This is a genomic window from Pseudoalteromonas 'SMAR' (genome assembly GCF_048515945.1).
Lineage (GTDB): Bacteria > Pseudomonadota > Gammaproteobacteria > Enterobacterales > Alteromonadaceae > Pseudoalteromonas.
Window position 1 is genome coordinate 61,313 of record NZ_JBLWMW010000014.1, and the last position, 20,739, is coordinate 82,051.

Sequence of the window (20,739 nt, forward strand, 5' to 3'; positions counted from 1 at the left end):
AACTGTCCTGCCATAGATAAACATGATAACAATATGGTTAAGTCAGAATCTGGAATTAATCAAGCGCTGCGCGCGCAAGCAATAAAAAGTGGCGGTGTCTTTTGCTATTCGACACTGGAAACATTGCAACACACTTACCATCTTAGCGAACAACAACTCGAAGCGCATTTACTGGAAGTGGCCGCAACCTTTGCAACTCCCCCGATTTCTCAGTTTTATGTTGGTGCAATAGCGTGGGATAACCAATCAAAGCACGCCTTTCTCAGCGCCAATTTAGAATTCTCTCGCCAAGCACTCAGTTTAGTGGTGCACGCTGAACAAGCAGCGATTAATAACGCATGGCTAAATGGTGCTAAAGAAATTTCCAAAATGACGATTAATGCCGCACCGTGTGGGTATTGTCGGCAGTTTATGAATGAGCTCAGCACTGCCAAGCAACTGCAAATACTGTTGCCAAACGGTGCGACCTCGCTGCCTGAGTTGCTGCCGAATGCTTTTGGGCCCTCGGATCTGGGTAATCAACACACTTTATTCAATCAAGCTGCAGTTGAACCTAACCAACAATCCTTACCTGATGGCGTCAGTGACGCGCTTTATCAACACTATCAATTGGCCTATGCGCCATACTCTAACAACGCCAGCGCCGTGGAAATTCGCCTCCATGATGGCCGTTATTTCTATGGTCGCTATGCCGAAAACGCAGCCTACAACCCCAGCTTATCGCCTTTACAAGGGGCGTTGAGTCAACTGGCGTTAGCAGGCGTTGAGCTGTTAGATAGATCTCAGGTTGCGGGCATTACGTTGCTGGAAACACAAGGCCAAAGTAATCAACTGGCGGTGAGTAAAGCGGTGCTTGCAGCGTTTGACTGCCAAGATTTGCTGCAGCATAGCGAAGTTGCTGGCAATTAGGGAACAAGGTGCCACAAAGCATTTGAGCTTTGTGGCACTGAATATTACTTTTCGTTAAGCAGTAATTCTGCTGCTTTAAGCACCGCGGTAACGGCGTTTTTCTCGATGTTGTGATGGTCGACATTAGGAATTTCTTGTCGCGTGCGGTTCACCAACACACCTGCAAGGCAAGCCGCTTTTAATCCCAGTGCTGCACACATGGTGAATAACGTCGCCGACTCCATTTCATAATTCATCACATTGAGTTTTTGCCACTCTTCACACGAACCTTGATAGGCCTTACGAACATAACCTGAATAGGTGTCATAACGCTCTTGGCCGGGGTAAAAGGTGTCGCTGGATGCAGTGATCCCAACATGGTGCGTTATGCCCAAGGTCTCACATGCCTTTACCATGGCTGCGGTAGCATGGAAGTCAGACACCGCTGGGAACTCAATAGGGGCAAAGTGTTGACTGGCACCATCAAGGCGTACTGAGGCGGTGCTAATTAGGATTTCACCTTCATTAATATGCGGTTGGATTGCGCCAGTAGTACCAATACGCAAAAAGGTTTCAACACCAAGTTGCGCCAACTCTTCAACAGCAATGGAAGTGGATGGTCCACCAATTCCGGTAGAACAAATGACCACAGGGGTTTGTTGTAAAAAGCCGAGATAAATATGGAATTCACGCGTTTGCGCTAAGCAAGTGGGTGAATCAAGATACTCTGAGATGCGCTGTGCGCGTTCAGGGTCGCCAGGGACAATGGCGAGAGAGGCGCCTTGTAGGTCAGCTTTGGTTAGACCTAAGTGAAATACCTTTTCCATAGTAAACCTTAGTTATGTTTAAAGCGTAATGTTTATAGTAAACGCTTGGTGTGTACAGGACAGATGTCCGACTGCATCAAGACCAGTGATTAGCAAAAGTGCTTAACATCTTTGTCTACCATAGCGCCTTATTAAGTGACCAGCAATCCCTAGGCACGTGGTAGCTACAGTACGGCGAGTGTTTGTGAACATAGGCTGGCAGTGGCAACAACCGCTAGCAATTGCTTTGCCAAGGAGGGGTAAAAGCCATGGCACTGAACACTGGGTGAATTTTCACCTTGCCAGATTGCCAATGTTCCACTAAACCTTTAAGAGAGAGTAACTACGAGGAATGGTTATGCCTGCTACACATTCTATAGATAAAAATAACGAGTTTGCCCGTTGTTTTGAGTGCAACAAAGTCGCGGCGTTGGCGCCGTTTCACTGGCTCGCGCTGGCCTTTAAAGACATTGCCAATGCGCCCATTTTAAGTCTAGTCTACGGTCTAGTATTTACCCTTATCCCAGCTTGTATTATGTGGTTTGTGTATCAGTCTGGTACGCATTTAGTGATTTTACCTGCAGCGGTGGCCTTTGCCTTAATTGGTCCGGCGTTTGCGGCAGGGTTATACGATGTTGCCTGGGAGCTGGAAAAAGGCCATAAACCAACACTTACTCACAGTTTAAAGTCGATGTTTCGTAACCCGGCGGGTGAGTGGGGTTTTGCTGTGCTGCTTATGGTGATAATGATCGTGTGGATGCGGCTGGCGGCGTTAATCCATGCGCTTTACCCCAATGTGCCCGATCCTACTTTTGAACAGCTATCGGCATTTTTGGCACTAGGCTCGATTGTGGGCGGAATTTTACTGGTGTGTGTGTTTGGCATTTCGGTGTTTACCCCACAAATAATGATGGAACGTCGCGTTGATATTATGACTGCAGTAGTCAGCTCAATGCATGCCGCCAAAGAAAACTTTGCCGCTATGCTGGTATGGTGCAGCATTATCGTGTTTATGGTATTGCTGGGCTTTGCCACTGGCACCGCCGGATTTATTATCATTATGCCGCTGTTGGCATACGCCAGTTGGCACGGCTACATTGCTGTAATCAAAACAAAAATACCGCGTCATTACGAATAACTAAACACTCTCCATGAATAATCAACCGTTACCTTAAATAAACACTTTAGGGTAGCGGTTGACAGCGTTTTGAAACCTGATATATATGCCTCAGGTTTTGTCGACAAGACCGATATACATTGCAGCCCTCTCTGCTTGATTTTATTTTAAAGTACTGAATTTTAAATAATTAATTGCGCTGGTGCTTGAACTGCCAGTGCTGCTTACTCGCCATGAGGCGAAGTCAAAAGCGGGAAAGGAGCGAGTAATTATTGCAGGCGGTCGACAGCATGAATATTCAAATAACAGGGGATAGCGATGTCACAGAGTAACCAATCATTTCAGCAAAAACTTGAGCACTGTTTATGCCCCCCAGGTGATGGCGTTTTTACCGTCAACACAGCTAAAGAGCGCAAAGCGGCACTAAGAGAAAAGCTTTATGGACAAACAGAGGGCGTTGAAGGCTTGTGGAAGCAATCTTTGCAGCAACTGGGTCAAAGTGAATACAAAGCGGCTATTTTAGGGATCAGCTCTGACTGTGGTGGTGGGATCTTACGTGGTGCCAACTGGGGCCCGCTGTTTTTACGTTCAACGTTAATTGAACAACAACCACAAACCAGTGCGTTTGATTTGGGTGATGTGCGTGTTATTCCACACTTACTCCATGATAAATACCTAAATGAGCAAACCATCAGTAATTGCCAAAAAGCACTGTATGCCGATCCAAAAAGTGATTATTACGTCTCGCCGCTGTCAATCACAGAAGATGTCTGTGATGGCTTTTATGCCAACCATCCCGACAAGGGCATTTTTGGTATCGGTGGCGATCACTCCATTAGCTATCCGTTAACTAAATCGTATTTAAAAGCCAAACGCGACCGTGGTATTAAAACGGCCATTATTCATTTTGACGCCCACACCGATTTACTGGTCGAGCGCTTAGGCATTGATCTGTGTTTTGGCTCATGGTGTACGCATATTTTAGAATATTTACCAGCACCGCATCACCTAGTGCAATTTGGTATTCGCTCCAGCGGTAAACCTAAGTCTCACTGGGAGTCGACGTTTGGCGTGAAGCAGCATTGGGCTCATGAGATCAGAGAGCGTGGTGCTCAAGCTGTGGTAAGCGAAGTTATCGCACAATTAAAAGCAGATCAGGTAGAAGAGCTGTATGTCAGCTTTGATATTGATGCCTTAGATGAAGCCTTTGCTTCAGCCACAGGAACACCTGAAGCGGGCGGCATGACTCCTGATGAAGCCATGGTTATTTTGAGTGCGCTAAAAGCCGAGTTTAAAATAACGGGCGCAGATATGATGGAGATCGCGCCTTTTACCGACAGCTCATTGGTGGGACAAACGAGCTCGGAAACCACCTTAAGAGAAGGGGCTAAGCTGAGCGCATTTTTAATCGATGCCATCAACCAAAGCTAATTTATAGACCCGCAATTTAAGACTTAACTGACAGCGTGTTAGGCTAGTCAGTTAAGTCTAACCTTTCGTACGGTTTCACAACTTCGTGTGTTTTAATCCCGCTGATTACATCAATTATTGCTCTGCTAGCGCCTAACTACTATATTAGTCAAGTAGCTAATGGAGAGCGTGAATGAAATTTAGGGTGTTATTTTGTGGCGTATTGATGTGCATAAGCTTTAATTCATGGGCTTTCACACTAAACATAGTGACCGAAAACTTTCCAGATTTTCAATACACGAATGAAGAAGGTCAGTTAATTGGTCATGCCGCCAACAAGGTGCGTGCGGTGTTAGACGGCTCCGGGCTGGATTATTCAATTAATGTGCTGTCTTGGCCTGTGGCTTATAACGCTGCGCTTAGGCGCGATGATACCTGCATTTTTTCTACTGCTCGAAATAAATCACGGGAGCATGAGCTTGAGTGGGTGTTCCCTATTACTCGTTTCTCCACCTCTTTTTATGCTTTGCGCGAGCGCAATATTACGCTGGCCTCAATGACTGATGCTCGGCAATATCAAACAGCGGTGATCCGCGATAATTTTAGTCATCAGTTTTTAATGGAACACGGTTTTGTGGAAGGTAAGGAATTGATTTTAATCAATTCCTTCGATCGGATCTTTAAGCTTCTAAAAGAACGGAAAGACTTTGTCGATTTGGTTATTTTAAGTGATGCGCAATATCGTTTCAGAAGTTTAACCGAAGAGACGGCGCAATTATTGGAGCCGGTTTATACCCTGGAAAACTTTCAGTCGACTTTATATTTGGCGTGCAACAAATCCATGCCGAAATACGTGATCAATAAGTTAAGTACGGCCTATCAACGTTTGTATTCCGAGCAATAACGCCATTATGCTCTAGATGGCGAAGTCACTTAGGATTGCGGCCACTGAAAGCCGTGAAATGTATCTAGGTACAGCTGTTCTACTTTTTCCCGTGCCCAGGGTGTTTTACGCAAAAACTTTAAGCTCGACTTAATGCTTGGGTTGTCTTTAAAGCAGTTGATATTCACCACGGCCGCCATTTTTTGCCAGCCTAACTCTTGCTCAAGCTCACGGATAATTTGTTCTAACTTAACGCCGTGAAGGGGATTATTGGGTTGCTTGTCCATATATTTATATTTGCTAGTACGACTTAGGCGCTATCTTACCCTAATTTTGTCTTCAATTTCAGGTCTAATTGCTTTTCCCGAGGCATCTGCCTTAAGCCATACCAGCTTGCTATTTTGTTGGTTAGCGTATTTAGGGGCGCACACAAACAGCATATCAAACTGGCTAAGTAGGGCGCCTTCACTGTAGGAGTGTCCTTGATACCAGCAAACTTGCTTGGGTATGTCACCAAACAGCTTAACTTCTTCGGGGGCTGCGAAGCTGACAAGGGGGTTAAAAAATAACAATAACAGTAAAGCGGATAAAAATTTCATCATTACGATTTTTTAGACTAGAGTTTTAGATGAATATAGAAGAATAAGGATAAATAACAATGGCACTTGATGAAAAAATGTTGGAAGAATTAACGTTACTAACAAAGTTTCCTAGGAACAGTTTACACCAAGGGATAAAAATCCACAGTCACGCGCCAGAAGCAACACAGCATGCTGCGCAAAGGTTATTTGATAAAGGCGTCATCGATAGCCCCGATGGTGGCTACTTGACCGATTTGGGTCAGGATTTAATCGATCACTTCGATCATGTTTATAGTGCACTTAAATAAAATAAGGGAGCGTTTGCTCCCTTTATTTCAATGATTAACTGGCGTCGGCCTGGTTTTCAGGTGCGGCGTCATGGAACGCCTCGAGGGTATTACAATATTCATAAACCCGACTGATTTTTGGAAAGGGAGTCATATCCACTTTAAAGCGCAGCGCATTAAATACCTGTGGAACTAGGCAAACGTCCGCCAGCGTTGGCTCTGTGCCAAAGCAGAATTGGCCATCACCTATCATCGGCTCTATCTTTTTAAAGCCTTCAATTACCCAGTGACGATACCATTCGTTCTTTTGTTCATCGCTCACTCCAAGCTTAGTCGACAGGTATTTTAATACCCGTAAATTGTCGATAGGGTGAATATCACAGGCAATGGCATAGCAAAAGTTACGTACTTGGGCTTTTTGCCAAGGGTCTTGTGGCAGCAATGCTTGTCCTGGCTGCGTTTCTTCAAGCCACTCTAGCATCGCTAAAGATTGCGCTAGGGTGCCATGCTCGGTTTCAAGAGCTGGTAATAACCCTTGGTTATTGACCTTAAGATACGCCTCGCCTTGTTGTTCTGACTTTAATAAATTAACCGGGACCAATTCGTGCTCTAGTCCTTTAAGGTTAAGCGCAATGCGAACACGATACGCGGCGGATGAACGAAAGTAAGAATACAGTTTCAACATCTTAGTTTAGGCTCCTTTAAAGTATTTTTTAATGCCTTTCCAGCAATCAGCATAGTTTGGCTGACGCTCGTTGCCTTCTAGCGCATACTTAGTTGGAGAGATAATGTAACGTGACTCAAACATAAACGCGAGGGTATTTTCATAGCGCTGCGGTTCTAGCTCGGCGTTACTGGCTTTTTCAAACACATCGGCCTCAGGGCCATGCGGTGACATACAGTTGTGTAAGCTCATACCACCAGGCACAAAGCCATGCTCTTTGGCGTCATACACGCCTTCAATTAGGCCCATAAACTCACTCATAATATTACGGTGATAATACGGTGGGCGGAAGGTGTTTTCTGCCACCATCCAACGCGGCGGGAAGATCACAAAGTCAATATTCGCCACCCCAGGTGTGCCTGAAGGCGAGGTTAGCACCGTAAAAATAGACGGGTCGGGGTGATCAAAGCTCACCGTATTCATGACATTAAAACGGGCTAGGTCGTATTTATAAGGGGCGCTGTTACCTGTCCAAGCAACGACATCGAGTGGAGAGTGGCCGATATCACAACGGAATAGGTTACCGTTGAATTTCGCCACTAACTCAAAATCGCCTTCTTTGTCTTCAAAAGCGGCCACTGGGTACTGGAAGTCGCGCTCATTGGTGTAACCATTGGCGCCAACTGGTCCACGTTCAGGCAAAATATATGGGTGGCCGTAGTTTTCACAAATATAGCCACGTACTGAATCGCTCAGCAATTCAACACTGAATTTGATGCCACGGGGAATTACAGCAATTTCTCCCGGTTTGATGGCCAACTTGCCACACTCGGTGTTTAGCAATAACTCACCTTCTTGCGGTACAAATAGCATTTCACCGTCGGCATTATAAAAATAACGACCTTCCATAGAGCTATTGGCAACATAAACATGGATACCAATACCCGTTTGCGCGTTGGCACTGCCATTCGCCGCCATGGTCACTAGGCCATCGATAAAATCAGTTTTCTCTTCTGGTACGGCGATAGGGTTCCAGCGCAGCATGGAAGGGGGAGTGACCGCTTCTGTGATTGGCGCCGTGCGCAGCAAGCCGTTATCCATGGCTTCATACTCACCTTGCAACACAGAAGGGCGAATACGATAGAACCAATTACGGCGATTATCCGCCCGTGGTGCGGTAAATGCTGTGGTGTTGTATTGTTCAGCGTATAAATCGTATTTTACTTTTTGCGGTGAAAACTGCCCAATCGGTAATGCACCTGGTAAGGCTTCAGTTTCAAACTCGTTACCAAACCCGGTTAGATATTGTAATTCTTGGCTCATAGGTCTCGACTCCTTTAGGTTTTATAGTAAGATACTCTCATGTGAGAGTATTTTCAATGTTATGGCGAAACACTGGCTGTAAAGTTTTCATGACATTGAAGTGTAAGAGAGCTTATGGAAAACGATAGAAAACTACTTAATATTCAAGAGTTTCTTCCCTACCAGTTGGTGTCGCTGTCAACCAAAGTGAGCAATGACTTTGCCCAGGTGTATGAACAGCAAGGACAATTAACCCAGCCGCAGTGGCGTACTTTATCGCACACCATTCATCACCAAGGGATCACCGCTCGAGCCATATGCGATTTAGCCAATATGGATAAATCGACGGTGTCGCGTGCCATTAAGCAATTGCAACAGCGAGGGTTGGTGGCGCTGTCTGAAAACAGTCAAGATAAGCGGGCTAAGCTGGTGGTGGCGACGGCTGAGGGAATGGAGTTATATCGCTTGTTAACGCCACTTGCACGGCAGTGGGAGACGCTGTTATTAGACTGCTTTACCACTGAGCAGAAGGCGCAATTTGCCCAGTTACTGGCAATATTGGATGGTAAATTAGCCAAACAGGAACAAAAAAGGCCAACTTAAGTTGGCCTTTTATATGTGATATTAGATCAGTTCTTAGAAGTTGTAACGAACACCAATCTTCACGCGGTATGTCGACTCTTCAGCTTCAAACTTGAAGTCACCTGTTCTAGGTGCGCCTACAATGTATTTTCCAGTTTGTGGGTCGATATCCATTTCAATTACATTGCGAGTACCAAAATCCTGAGTAAATACCTTTCCTGCTGATGAATCGATTAGATTCAATAGGTTGTTAACTACAAAATATACTTCACCTTTATGATCTGCGCTAAAGCCAGGCAGTTCTTGTGATACGTATAAATCCATTGAAGTAATCCAAGGTGACTTACCTACACTGCGGTCGACAAAGCCACCTGCGTAGTTTGACAAGCCTATGTCTTTAAAGTGGTTTAACACCTCTTCTTCGGTTACACCTTCATAACGTAATACATTGGGATCGTTAGCGGTTGGAACATAAGCAAGGTAGTTGCCACCGAAGGTAGTACCAAAACCAGACGGTTGAATTAAGTCTTGGTTAAAGAAGCGGCCGCCTGTTAGGTTTTGCCATCTAGTTAAGTGACTGAATGCAGAGCCTGAGCGGCGCTCAAAGAATAAATTGAAATTAGTTTTGTAATTTTCAATAAACTCTGTTGAGTAACCTAGGTTAAGTACAAAGCGGTGCTCAGTCTCATAAGTAGAGGTACCGATTTGAGTTTTTTGATGATCAAGGAAGTGACCGTAACGGTAGTTACTGCGTGCTGTTGATGAGCCACCAGGGTTTCCTTCGGTAATGTCTTGGTGTGTGTATGATGCATCAAAACTAAAGCCATTCTCCCACTCTTTTGACAAACCTGTACTTAAAATGATTGAACGGCCATTTTTGTCAGCATTGGTAAGCATGATTTCAAGTTCACGCGTATCGTAGAAAGGCAATGCACCATCTGCAGAGTAACCGACTATGTCATCTTCTTGCAATGCAGCATTAACCCACTCAGCTGTGTCTTCCTTATCTGTGTATATTGCAGTTGTAGTCCAAGCAAAGTTATCACCAATATATGGAATATCAAGAGTAACATCTGCATTTAACATGTAGGTCCACTGCGACGGGATATCAAAATTAGGGTCAATTAAGTTAGACACTGAGCCTTGGTTAGCTTCATTGATACCATCAAGAGCATCTTGAGGAATGCTGTTAAGTATGCCTGTTGGTGCTTGGAAGTCTTGATTAGAGTAGTTTTGTCGACTAAAACCGTCATTTGAGTAAGAGTTTGAAATCCAAACGTTTGGATTACCACCTGCATAACGGCCGAAGCTACCTCGAATAGTAACGTCGTCATTCATATAATAAGTGAAACCAGCTCTAGGGAGCCAAATATCTGCACCATCAAGGTTGTAAGTATTATCAAAACCAGTTCTGTCTAGTACTGTTTGGTTAAAGGCTGGCTTATCATCTGAACCTAAACGTTCATAACGAAGACCAAAGGTGAATGATAACTCATCACTAAAGTCCCAAGTATCATTCACATAAAGTGCTAAGTCTTGGCGTTTAAACTCGGCGGCTACCGCATCTGGGTTGTTACCAATACCATTACTGTAGTTATATCTAGAAACTAAACGGTTTTCAAAGTCCTCTAGACTATTAAAGGTAATCACGCCTTTTGAGCTGTCTAGATAAAGGTTTTTAACATCAAGAATATCGTACTTTAAACCAAACTCAATAGTGTGTTCGTCTAGAAGATAAGTCGCATCAAACTTTAATGTGGTGAGATCATTTTCTAATGAGTTTGAGTGGCGGCTGGCATCTGAACCAAAACTAATGTCACCTGTAGTACCGTCACCATCAACATCGATGTTGTTAACACTGATATCACCCAAACCTAGCTGGCTATCCAAAGAAACTTGACCTGTTTCAACTGATTTGCTTGTGAAGCTAACCTGAGTTGAAAAGTCATAGGTCCAGTCAGAATACAAAGTAGTGCTAAAGTTATTTAGCTTTTCTGACTTGTTATACCAATATGTACTTAGGTGAAGATCATCTTCATCATTGGTCATATTGTTGGTACGGTTACCTTCATTGAACATGTAGACAAAGTTCGCACGATGTTCATCGTTAATATTCCAGTCTAACTTGATAATGTATTTTTCATCTTCAAGTTGTGGCTGTTTATCAGAGCTACCGATATTATCAACACCATACACTTCAGAGGCTATGCGACGAACAGCGGCTACATCAGAGTCTGTTATGTTTGTTTCGTTTGCACCAATACCTGAACCGGCAGGGCCCCATTCAATACTCTGAGGAGATTCATATTTCTCATAGGCGCCAAAAAAGAAAAGCTTGTTTTGTAAAATAGGTGCGCCAACAGAAAAGCCATAATTTTCTTCGTCAAACTCTAATGGAACTTCTTCACCGTCAAGTGTTGGTGTTCCAGCCCAGCTGTCAGTCATTTTTTCGAAAAAGACACTGCCTTCAACTTCATTGCTACCAGACTTAAAAACAGCATCAACGTTACCACCAGTAAATCCGCTAGACTTCGCGTTAGTAGGTGCTACTTGAACGGTTACTTGATCGAGAGCGTCAAGAGGGAAGGGGTTACGTTGTGTAGGGTAGCCACCAGAGTTAAGGCCAAAATCATCGTTTAGAGGGATACCATCAACAGTAATGGAGTTGGTTCTAGGGTTTGAACCTGCGATGGTCATTGCACTGTCATTGCCTGGCTGAATTACCACTAAAGGGTTGTTTCTTACAACATCTTTGATATCGCGGCTAATGCTTGGTGTATTCTTGATGGCTTCAGAACCATAATAGGTATCATTCGCTGATGAGTTAAAGAGTATTGGAGTACCTGTTACTACGATAGACTCCATCTGTAGTTCACTAAGTTGTTGATCAAGCTTTCGCGCTTCACCAAGTGATAAATAGACATTACGAAGTTCAGCATCGCGAAATTTATCTGAATCAATAGTGATAGTATAAGGTCCGCCAACACGAAGGCCTGATGCATTGTAGCTGCCAGAGTCATTGGTGGAGACCACGCGGCGAGTACCGGTAGGCTCATGGACAATAATTATTTTTGTATCTACGGCGGGGTTACCCTGAGGACCTACAATTTGGCCTTTAACAGAGGAAGATGTATCGGCAGCGTTAGCCAATCCACTTATCCCTAAACTAGCTGTAACGGCTAGGGTAAGCGCATTTTTACGAAGTTGATTTTTCATTATGTTGATTCCCGTGAGGCTTTGTTTTTAATACAAAACTATTTTTGGTATAGAAAATGATTGGCTTAAGCTACATCATCTAGTACCAGTATTTCGAACGGCCATACTTTAACTGTGGCGTATGTCAGTTTCATTGCTAAACGTTAATTTTTTATCAAAAATTACGTAATTTTCGACAAATAACATTTCTGTTGGTTGAACTTTAACCACTTGAGGCCGTTGCGTATGATAATTATGTTTCATAAATATTACAAATATTACTGTAGTGATATGGTAACAAATTAGCCTAAATCATTATGTTATATCTTTTAAGAGTGAAGTTGTTAACTAAGTAGGTATTGTGGGAATAAGTGAAGCAAAGCGTAGTTGATTAGGGTTGATGTAAATGAAAAAAGGCCAACATAAGTTGGCCTTTGGGAGATTATCTAATTACGTGTTAGATATTAGAATGTATAACGAATACCAAGCTTAGCTTGCCAGCCCGATGAACCTGCAACGATCTGGTTGTAGTTACGAACGTCTGCGCCATTGTGGCGGTTTTCTAAGATTAAACGGCCTTGATCATCCAATCCACCGAAGTCATATACTGCTTGGTCAGAGAAGCCCATGCGTTTCTCAACACCCCAGTCGCTGTTCAGAAGGTTGGCAAAGTTTTCTACCATGAAGTAGAACTGACCTTTGTGGCCGTCAACAAAACCAGGGATTTCTTGCTTAAAGCTGAAGTCCATGGTGGTAACCCAAGGCTGTGTTCCTGTGTTACGGTCTAAAATGGTGCCGCGCTCAGAGATGCCTGCACGATTAAGTAATGCTTCAAGCTCATTCCATTGCAAGCTAGATTCTTCCCAGTTTACGTTCGCATCATCCGCACCACTTGGGATGTATGCTAGGTATGCTGAGTTGCTCCAGAAATCTCTGGTATCACCGAAGTCGCCATCATTGTAGAAGCCCATTGAGTAGCTGAATGGACGACCAGAACGACGTTCGAAGAAGACATTGAACTGAGTGTTGTAGCCATCAAAGAACTGCGTTTCATAACGTAAGTTAATTTTTAAGCTGTGCTCAACTTCGTAGTAACCACGGCCAACCATATCCACGTTACGGCTTTGTACAATGGCGTGCTTGTAGTTACTCTGCGCACGTGAAGAAGAACCAGGTGCAACTTCGGTTACGTCTTGGTGAGCGTAACTTACTGATGCATAAAGACCATTATCAAACTCTTTCGCTAAAGCTGTAGAGAAGATAACAGAGCGGCCATCTTCGTCGCTGTTAGTCATCATGATGTCGAAGTTATCGCGTAACTCACCTTCGTAGATGCTGTCATAGATGATACGACCATCTGCAGACTCACCTACTGGCGTAAGAGCCGTGTTGTGCCATACTGCTTCGTTTTCTTTTTTGTGGTAGGCAAGCTCTGCCGTCCACTTAAAGCCATCGCCTAGTAACGCTGAGTCAAAGTCATACTCAAAGCCAACTTGGGCACGAATGCTTGAAGGCAATTCAAAGTTAGGGTCTGTGTAGTTTGTGCTACCTGCGCCTTGCGTTAGTGAGTTTTTAATCTCATCTGGTACCGCAGTAATGTCTGCTTGGTTTTCAGAGTAGTATGCTGCAATGGCATCGCTGCTAGCCGCTACATAAGTGATACCATCGTTTTGGTACGGGTTGTTATACCAAACATTTGGAATACCACCTTGGAAGCGACCAACACCACCTTTAACCGTTAATGCCTCAGTGGCGTAATACTTAAAGCCCACACGTGGCAAGATGATGTCTAGGCCATCTAGGTTTTCTTGGTTAGAAAAGCCATAGGTGTTTAGGAAGTTTTCGTTAAGGGTTGGCTTATCGTCAGAAGACAAACGCTCATAACGTACACCGGCAGTTAGCTCTAAGTCGTCCATTGGGTAGAACGTATCTTCAATGTACAGTGCTAACTGATTTCTTCTCGCGTCGTAGGCAGTGTCATCTGGGTTGTTAGTGTAGGCATTACTGTATGAGAAGTCGTAGTTTCCACGGAAGTTGCCCACTTCGCGGTTCTCGAAATCTTCTAGGCTATCGAATTCCCAAGAACCCAATGAGTTAGCTGCAAACAGGTTGTACAGTCTCAAGCTTTCGAACTGCGCACCAAAGTTAATTTCGTGGTCACCGTAGAAGTAAGTACCATCGAAAGTAAGCGTTAGGTTTTCTGTTTCTGATCTGTTTTTGTGACGGAACTCGTCAGTACCAAACTGATAAGCTGGGCCGCGGTAATACTCTTCAACTTTTACTGAACCAATATCAGAGAAGGTTTTGCTATCGCTTGATACGTCTTTGTAAGCGATACCGATTTCTGTTGATAGGTCATCACTCCAATCAGAGTAGAACTTGGCTGCAAAGTTATTGAATGACGTTTCGTAGATATAGCGGCTTGAAGCCAGTGAAACGGTGTCACCACCAGTGCCGAAGTTACGCTCGTCTTGGTCGTCTTGCCACTGATAAGTGAAATCAGCACGGTGCGCTTCATTGATGTTCCAGCTTAGTTTAACTAGTAAGCTGTCGTTGGTGTCTTCTGGATCGCCACCTAGGCTATCAGTGAAGCCATACTCACTGTTTAAAATAGACAAGAACTGGTTATAGTTCGCTTCTGTGGTGTTGTACTCATGTACCGCACCTGAACCTTCAAAACCATAATCCATGTCCAGCTCTTTAGCCCAGCTGTTGTAGTTTACAAAGAAGAATAATTCGTCTTCAATGATGGCACCACCGGTGCTGATACCAAAACGCTTTTCAGACTGAATTGGGTCTGCTTTAGTGATTTCAAAAGTACGGTGGCCGTCTTCGTCCAAAGCTGGATCGCCATCGGCGTAAACTTGAGAGATAGACTCAGTATCACCGGCTAAATCTGGGTTAGAAAACTCGTAGAAACCTGTGAAAGTAAACTCGTTTGAGCCTGATTTAGTTACGGCGTTAATCGTACCGCCGCCAAAGTTACCTTTGGTTGCTGAGAAAGGCGATGCGTCTACTGAAATCTGTTCGATGGCATCAAGTGCAACAGGTGGTTGCTCTGTTGGGTAACCACCAAAGTTAAGGCCAAAGTCATCGTTTTGGCCGATACCATCAACGGTTAGGCTGTTGGTTCTTGGGTTACCACCGGCAATGGTTAGTTCGCCATTACCGTTAATGCTGGCTAATGGGTTAAGACGGGCAATGTCTTTAATGTCGTTATTAAAGCTTGGCGTATTAGCAATGGCATCTTCGCCAAATACACTACTTGAGCCGCCAGCTTGTTGTACAATCTTGTAACCCGTTACTTGGATTTTTTCCATTTGTAACGGTTCCAGCTGTGACGTCATACGACGCGTCTCACCTAGTTCTAAGTAGATGTTTTCGACGCTAGTATCGGTGTATTTGTCAGAATCAAGTAGTACTCGATAAGGACCACCAACGCGCAAGCCTTTAGCAATGAAAGCACCTGATTCATTGGTTGTGAATGTGCTAACTGTACCCGTTGGCTCATGAAGTACCGTTACTTTTACATTTGCCGCAGCTTCACCATTTGGGTTGGTGATTTTACCGCGTAGTGCAGAGGATGTATCAGCAGCAAAAGCACTTACCGATACTCCAAGTGCTAGGGCGAGTGCTCCTGCGACTTGGCTCAAGCGAACGTTTTTCATTGTGTTGTTTCCCGTGTATGAATGGTTATTTTAAAGACGTAGTTGATTTATTTTGTTGCTTTTTTAATGCCGAAACCAAAGGTTTAGCATTAGCATCAAACAATTGATTTAAAAGGCCTGCTAAGCGGATCCCGCCTTGTTGCAAGCGAAACTTAACCGTTGGCATATGTTTGTAGATGTAGCCATAGCTGATGTCTGTTTCATTGGCTTCGTAAATGCGTTCAGCGATAGCATTTGATTCAAGTAACCAATCCGCCGGAGCGCTGTCTAGGTACTCGGCGATCACTTCGCTGTTATAAGTTTGAATAAAGCGTGTGAATTCAGTGAAAGACAGGTTCTCATTTTCCACTAACTTGGTATCCCAAGTGCTGTGTAAGTTGGTGTCATTGCCAAAAAATGAAACCTTGATGCGGTTGCCGCCGCGGTCTTCACTGCGTCCAGCATGAAATGGTTGATGGCTGTCGCCCACTAAGTGAACTAAAAAGCGAAACGCAAAACGTTTTTCATCGATAGAGGTTTGCGCTGATTGTAAGGTGTTGATAGCGTAATGCATGCCATCAAGAATGTTTTTAACCTGATCTTTGCTACTAATGCCATGGTGAACATGCTCGTGCATTTTAGCGGGGTTTTTAATGTTAATATAATGCCACTTAGAAGACTTTCTGCGCCAAAACTCACTGGGATTAGAACGCATTTCATCGGCCCAAGTAGAAACCTCTGCTAAGGAATCACCTTCTAGGAGCGGTTTAATGGCTTGCTTGGTGGTAGCTGTTAAATGTGCCTCAGCTAACTCACCCACAATTCGGTGACCATTTTGTCCCCAGGCATGAACCTGAGTGCTCAACATAACACCAGCAGTAACTGCTAGGGCGAAACTTTTACGTAACATGATGTTCTCTTTTTTAAAGTCAGTGGCGTAACTGCCCGCTAAAAAGTGAGGCCAATTGTCCGCATTTTTGATGAAAATAAAAGGACTCAATAAGATTCATAATTTCTTATTAATAAAGCTTAATAATCAGTTGCTTAGGATTTTTAAGTAAGTTTACTAGTTACAATAGGTAAGCTTGTTTGTTATTATTGTTGTTGTGGCAAATAGGATAAGACAGAATTGAAAGTGGATAACATTTACACTCGATGGCTTAGCATGGCGATACTGCTTATTTTAGGTGGCCTGCTATGTTGGTTGTTGGCAAATAAGCTAACACACCACAAAGCAATTACATTAGAGCCTGTGCTGGAGTATTCACAGCGTTGTGAGACTGCTGCTGTAGACAATGTTAATACCTTAAAAGTTCATGTGCCGGTGCGCAGTATTGCGATGTCAGTTTTATCGCCCATTTGTCAAGACCCTGTGGTGGCAAGACAATATGGCGCTGTAACGGTGTTTTGGGGCAGCCAATTGGCAGAGCAGATAGAGTTTTTGTCAAAAGGGATTGCGGATGTCATCTTGAGTAAAGAAAACATCATGTCGGCATTAATGGCGGAGTCAACACAGAACTTTATGCCAGTATTGGGATACCCAAGTTATTCTGCCTTTTTTATTTCTAATACGGAAAAGCCAAAGTTAACCAAGGCCTATTTTTTAGATAAGCGCATCGGCTTGGTAGACTATCCAACCAGTCGCTCTGGGCATATTCTGCCGAAAAGTGTGTTTAAGTCCCTCGATTTAGACATCGATGCCCTAGATATAAAATACTTTAGCTCACATCGGGTGTTACGCGATCAATTAGCCCAAGGCAAGGTCGACATCATTTCTACTTATTGGTCAGACCTAGATGAGCAGCGCTTTTCAAAAAACTACATCACGCCAATTGCCAGTAATGTTGTGGGTAGTAAATGGTATTTAAAAATGTCAGATCAGAATGTTGATTTAGCCTGCTCGTTGCAAAAAGTATTCAGTGACGTAGCGCATCAACGCACCTCGAGCTATTTCGAACACGCTCAGCGCTATTGGCAGTGCCAAACCTTGCCTTATGGCTTTAAAGGAGCAAACAGTGAGCTATAAAGTACAACAAGGCGTGTTTTTTACGCTGCTTGTTACATGCTTTTTAAGCGTGTTTTACTTAGCACAAAGCAGCAATATTGATAAAGCTATAGCCAAAACAGAACAGTCCATTTCGCTGCGAGTAGCGATTGATTTGCGGCGCTTAGCCATTGCTGATCCGCTGTTAAATTATGCCGGCAATGAGGCGCAGTTAAACACATACATTACCGCGCTGAATAATGAGCTAACAAAGCAAGGCTCGCGGTTAACGGTTAACAACATCAGTGCGACAAAAAATACCAGTTCAGAAGGGAAGCAGTTAAGGCTTTCCGGTCCCTACAAGGATTACTACATTACGGTTTCCGCCGATAGGCAGTTGGCTTTTAGTACCTTTATATTTCCGCTTGTGCTCGCGCTATTACTGTTCTTCGCTTATCGCTGGTTTGATAGGAAGTCCTACGTTGCTGCCAAACGAGCACAGAAAAGTGCAGCAACAGCACCCGAGTTTCAATTGGTGGTTGACCTCTTTAATAAAGTCGTCACCAGTAATCACGATAAAAGCCGCCAAGTGCAACTTGCCAACAAACCACTGTGCTTTTACTTGGCTTTAGTGGAGTTTTGTGAACACCACCCTGAGGTGGTATTAAATCAAAATAAAGACATGCCTGAAGAGCTTATCGAGCTTGCCAATAAGTACTTTTATCGTTTGATTGAGCTGGGTCACACCATTCGCAAGCGGCCCAACTTTACCAACAGTTTGGAAAAAACCTTGAGCGAAATTCGTGCCGCATTGGATGAGGTGTTGGCCCCGTTTCCAGAGCAAAAAGTCCGTTACTACCCGCCAAAAGCCCATGGTGAAGGGTCACGTTCTAAGTTACATAGTTATGGCTTAAATAACGTGAAAAAATCAGACATCGAAATTATTGGTAAATAAACAAGCTGAGGCAGCCGAGTAACCACCCCAGCTGCGCGGTTAAAGATCCACCGCTTTGATGGGACTGTGTTGTTGCAAGTAGTCTTTTAACGCTTGGGCATCAGTAAAGTCGGTGGCGGTATAACCCGGCAAATGATTCAGTTTTGGGTAACCATCACCTCCGGCGGCGTTATAACTGTTGATGCTCATACGATAGGTTTTGTTTAAGTCCAGTGGCTCACCGGCGATTTTCACTGCGTTGATCTGATCACCAAGGCCCTCAAAGCTTAAGTGGTGATATTGCATGTAAGCGCCAGAGTCGGGCGGAAATGCGCTAACAACTTTCAGGTAATCTAGTAACTCTTTACCACTAAAATCAACATAAGTAATGCGGTTTCTAAATGGGTGCACCTTAAGCACATCCTTATAGCTGACATCGCCAGCCTGAATACTGTCTCTAATACCGCCTCCACTTATAATGCCGAAGTCGGCATTAACGGTGGCCATTTGGGCATTAATGATTAAGTCAGCTAGATTACTTTGCTGAAACCTGACCGTGCTGCGGCGACCATCGAGGAAGCTATCAACGGAACCCACAGCTCCGGCAATTTGAGCTTGGCCTTTATCTTGGTATGGCTGTAAAAAAGCCAGCATCTCAGGGTCTTCAGCAATGGCTTGGGTATAGGTTTGGCCTTGCTTGTTTTTTAGGTTAACAGGCAATAACTCATAACTAACAAGCTCTTTGCTGTCACCTGATAGTTTAAACACGGCCTTGCCAACATATTTACCCCATTCATGGGCCTGCATTATCCATACGCCATTTTGTTGGTCTGGATGGCAGTCTTTACCAGGAGCAAAATTGCTATCGGCGTTGCCATTTTTATCAACACACACCGGCTCTTGCGAATGGCCGCCTACAATTAGGTCGAGTGTGCCAGGAGATAATTGGCGTGCAAGGGTGACATCACCCGCTGCGTTAATACCATGTTGAGCGTCATGATAATGGCCCATGTGTGTCACAGCGATGGTGATGTCTGGGCGGTATTGTTGTTTAATTTTTGGTATCCATTGCTTGGTAGCGCTAAGTGGTGAAATAAACTCGAGCCCTTTTACATGCTTAGGGTTAGCAATCTTCACCGTATCCACGGTGGTTAACCCCAGTACAGCAATGGTCAAGCCTTGACGCTCAATAATAGTGTAGGGTTCATACGCTGGTTGTGCGCTTTGTTTGTCGATGATATTCGCAGATAAAACAGGAAATTGAGCCCAGGCAATCTGTTTATCTAAAATCGCTCTGGGGTTATCAAATTCGTGATTACCAATGGCCATGGCATCGTAGCCTAAGCGGCGCATGCCTTTGAAATCCGGCTCAGCAAACTGTAAATCCGATTCTGGAATACCGGTATTGATGTCGCCACCAGAGAGTAGGATCACAGCATGGCCTTGGGCTTTGGCCTGTGCTTTTAGTTGGTCAATAAGTGTTTTACGAGCGGCCATACCATACTCACCCTTTTCATTGCGCCAAAAGCGGCCATGATTATCATTGGTGTGTAATATGGTTAAATAATCTGTTTCCGGCTCTGGAGCCGATGGTACGAGCTGGCAAGCACTCAGTACTAGCAGCGAGGAAGTAATAAGGAAATTGCGCATAATAGTTACTGCAAATAAGCAAATTATGCGCATAGTTTAAAACATTTATTGTTTTTTTATAGAGCTAGCACTCAAAATCATGGAGTTTTTTTGCGTGCTCTACCACCGCCATGGTTCTTCTTTCTAGTTCTAGTTTGGCAATGTCACACTTTTCGTGACCTGTTTCTACCATCCAGTTCAAAAAGCTGGCTGGTAAATCGGTGTATGCTTCCCCAGCGTGCAGGCCAAAATCACAGATCATCTTGTTATGTTTCATCTTGTTGCCCCTGTTGTTCTTTTATTCAACGCCCAGCATGCTAGCAAACTGGTGGCAACTTTAAAGACCGATTAGTTAAAAGCAGCGATGATTATATAATCTCAAGTTATATAAGTGTAAAGATAAGTGTTAGCCACTGCAGCATAACTAAAGCACAGCCCACTAAATATAGGCGAAAGCGAGTGCGTAAATGATTCTTGCCAATATGAACAATGGTATGTGCGATACGACTAAATGCGAACAATAAGGCAATGATGCTAAAGGCTAAGCTCACTTGGTTTAGTGTCAGAGCAGCCAGTGACACCACAAAAAATAACACTGGGATCTCAAATTGATTGACAAAATTGCGCGAGGCTAAGATAACCGGCTCTGGCGCATCATCCAGCTGCATAGTATTAAATTGCGCCATTTGGATTTGTTTTTTTCGAGCGGCAGCGAAGCGACGCCGTCCCATAATTACCATCACCGTAAAGGTGAGCAAGGTTTGTAAGAAAAGCGCTGCGAGTAATAAATAGATTGCTGTTGTCATACCATTCCTAGTTTACGAAGTGTT

Annotated in this window: 19 protein-coding genes; 8 read left to right on the plus strand and 11 right to left on the minus strand. The window is 44.0% G+C overall.

The features are described 5' to 3' along the window. Window positions 1–33 precede the first annotated feature (33 nt). On the plus strand, window positions 34–909 hold the full coding sequence (cdd, locus tag ACNKW2_RS08025) for a cytidine deaminase (RefSeq protein WP_419148091.1): 876 nt from the start codon (window positions 34–36) through the stop codon (window positions 907–909). 44 nt (window positions 910–953) lie between these two features. On the opposite strand, the gene udp is transcribed toward cdd, so the two are convergent. Then, window positions 954–1,715, minus strand: coding sequence for a uridine phosphorylase (gene udp / locus ACNKW2_RS08030; RefSeq protein ID WP_336565026.1), 762 nt, complete (start codon window positions 1,713–1,715; stop codon window positions 954–956). Window positions 1,716–2,052: 337 nt separating this feature from the next. Here udp and ACNKW2_RS08035 point away from each other — a divergent pair, with 337 nt between their 5' ends. From ACNKW2_RS08035 to ACNKW2_RS08045, 3 genes are all read left to right on the plus strand, one after another. Continuing rightward, complete coding sequence (locus ACNKW2_RS08035; protein ID WP_419148092.1) at window positions 2,053–2,832, plus strand: DUF2189 domain-containing protein; 780 nt, start codon at window positions 2,053–2,055, stop codon at window positions 2,830–2,832. Window positions 2,833–3,129: 297 nt separating this feature from the next. After that, complete coding sequence (locus ACNKW2_RS08040; RefSeq protein WP_419148093.1) at window positions 3,130–4,242, plus strand: arginase family protein; 1,113 nt, start codon at window positions 3,130–3,132, stop codon at window positions 4,240–4,242. Window positions 4,243–4,414: 172 nt separating this feature from the next. Further along, a complete protein-coding gene (locus tag ACNKW2_RS08045; RefSeq protein WP_419148094.1) occupies window positions 4,415–5,125 on the plus strand; it encodes a type 2 periplasmic-binding domain-containing protein in 711 nt (236 codons plus the stop codon). A 29-nt stretch (window positions 5,126–5,154) separates the two neighbouring features. Here ACNKW2_RS08045 and ACNKW2_RS08050 read toward each other — a convergent pair whose 3' ends face one another. After that, window positions 5,155–5,391, minus strand: coding sequence for a VF530 family protein (locus tag ACNKW2_RS08050; RefSeq protein WP_336565022.1), 237 nt, complete (start codon window positions 5,389–5,391; stop codon window positions 5,155–5,157). 30 nt (window positions 5,392–5,421) lie between these two features. Then, window positions 5,422–5,706: a DUF1496 domain-containing protein gene (locus ACNKW2_RS08055; RefSeq protein ID WP_419148095.1), complete on the minus strand. Its 285-nt coding sequence runs from the start codon at window positions 5,704–5,706 to the stop codon at window positions 5,422–5,424. A 56-nt stretch (window positions 5,707–5,762) separates the two neighbouring features. Here ACNKW2_RS08055 and ACNKW2_RS08060 point away from each other — a divergent pair, with 56 nt between their 5' ends. Continuing rightward, window positions 5,763–5,993, plus strand: a complete 231-nt coding sequence (locus ACNKW2_RS08060) for a TIGR02647 family protein (protein WP_419148096.1) — start codon at window positions 5,763–5,765, stop codon at window positions 5,991–5,993. 34 nt (window positions 5,994–6,027) lie between these two features. On the opposite strand, the gene maiA is transcribed toward ACNKW2_RS08060, so the two are convergent. Both maiA and hmgA read right to left on the minus strand, forming a co-directional pair. Continuing rightward, entirely contained in the window at window positions 6,028–6,654 is a 627-nt protein-coding gene (maiA, locus tag ACNKW2_RS08065) for a maleylacetoacetate isomerase (protein WP_419148114.1), read from the minus strand. 9 nt (window positions 6,655–6,663) lie between these two features. Further along, a complete protein-coding gene (gene hmgA, locus ACNKW2_RS08070; RefSeq protein ID WP_419148097.1) occupies window positions 6,664–7,959 on the minus strand; it encodes a homogentisate 1,2-dioxygenase in 1,296 nt (431 codons plus the stop codon). Window positions 7,960–8,073: 114 nt separating this feature from the next. On the opposite strand from hmgA, the gene ACNKW2_RS08075 reads away from it, so the two are divergent. Next, window positions 8,074–8,541 carry a MarR family winged helix-turn-helix transcriptional regulator gene (locus ACNKW2_RS08075; RefSeq protein WP_419148098.1) on the plus strand — a complete coding sequence of 156 codons (468 nt, stop codon included), beginning with the start codon at window positions 8,074–8,076 and terminating at the stop codon, window positions 8,539–8,541. 33 nt (window positions 8,542–8,574) lie between these two features. Here the strand turns inward: ACNKW2_RS08075 and ACNKW2_RS08080 are convergent, their stop codons facing one another. The 3 genes from ACNKW2_RS08080 to ACNKW2_RS08090 all read right to left on the minus strand — a co-directional run bounded on the left by ACNKW2_RS08080 (window position 8,575) and on the right by ACNKW2_RS08090 (window position 16,272). Continuing rightward, complete coding sequence (locus ACNKW2_RS08080) at window positions 8,575–11,736, minus strand: TonB-dependent receptor (protein ID WP_419148099.1); 3,162 nt, start codon at window positions 11,734–11,736, stop codon at window positions 8,575–8,577. A 443-nt stretch (window positions 11,737–12,179) separates the two neighbouring features. Further along, window positions 12,180–15,383 carry a TonB-dependent receptor gene (locus tag ACNKW2_RS08085; RefSeq protein ID WP_419148100.1) on the minus strand — a complete coding sequence of 1,068 codons (3,204 nt, stop codon included), beginning with the start codon at window positions 15,381–15,383 and terminating at the stop codon, window positions 12,180–12,182. 25 nt (window positions 15,384–15,408) lie between these two features. Beyond that, window positions 15,409–16,272, minus strand: a complete 864-nt coding sequence (locus ACNKW2_RS08090) for a S1/P1 nuclease (RefSeq protein WP_419148101.1) — start codon at window positions 16,270–16,272, stop codon at window positions 15,409–15,411. 255 nt (window positions 16,273–16,527) lie between these two features. On the opposite strand from ACNKW2_RS08090, the gene ACNKW2_RS08095 reads away from it, so the two are divergent. Both ACNKW2_RS08095 and ACNKW2_RS08100 read left to right on the plus strand, forming a co-directional pair. After that, window positions 16,528–17,388 carry a type 2 periplasmic-binding domain-containing protein gene (locus ACNKW2_RS08095; RefSeq protein WP_419148102.1) on the plus strand — a complete coding sequence of 287 codons (861 nt, stop codon included), beginning with the start codon at window positions 16,528–16,530 and terminating at the stop codon, window positions 17,386–17,388. Next, window positions 17,378–18,301: a hypothetical protein gene (locus ACNKW2_RS08100; protein WP_419148103.1), complete on the plus strand. Its 924-nt coding sequence runs from the start codon at window positions 17,378–17,380 to the stop codon at window positions 18,299–18,301. Before ACNKW2_RS08095 ends, ACNKW2_RS08100 begins: the two co-directional genes overlap by 11 nt. Before the next feature lie 39 nt (window positions 18,302–18,340). On the opposite strand, the gene ushA is transcribed toward ACNKW2_RS08100, so the two are convergent. From ushA to ACNKW2_RS08115, 3 genes are all read right to left on the minus strand, one after another. After that, window positions 18,341–19,930: a bifunctional UDP-sugar hydrolase/5'-nucleotidase UshA gene (gene ushA / locus ACNKW2_RS08105; protein ID WP_419148104.1), complete on the minus strand. Its 1,590-nt coding sequence runs from the start codon at window positions 19,928–19,930 to the stop codon at window positions 18,341–18,343. Between the two features lie 64 nt (window positions 19,931–19,994). Then, window positions 19,995–20,186, minus strand: coding sequence for a hypothetical protein (locus ACNKW2_RS08110; RefSeq protein ID WP_336565011.1), 192 nt, complete (start codon window positions 20,184–20,186; stop codon window positions 19,995–19,997). A 106-nt stretch (window positions 20,187–20,292) separates the two neighbouring features. Further along, window positions 20,293–20,715 carry an MAPEG family protein gene (locus ACNKW2_RS08115; RefSeq protein ID WP_419148105.1) on the minus strand — a complete coding sequence of 141 codons (423 nt, stop codon included), beginning with the start codon at window positions 20,713–20,715 and terminating at the stop codon, window positions 20,293–20,295. Window positions 20,716–20,739 lie beyond the last annotated feature (24 nt).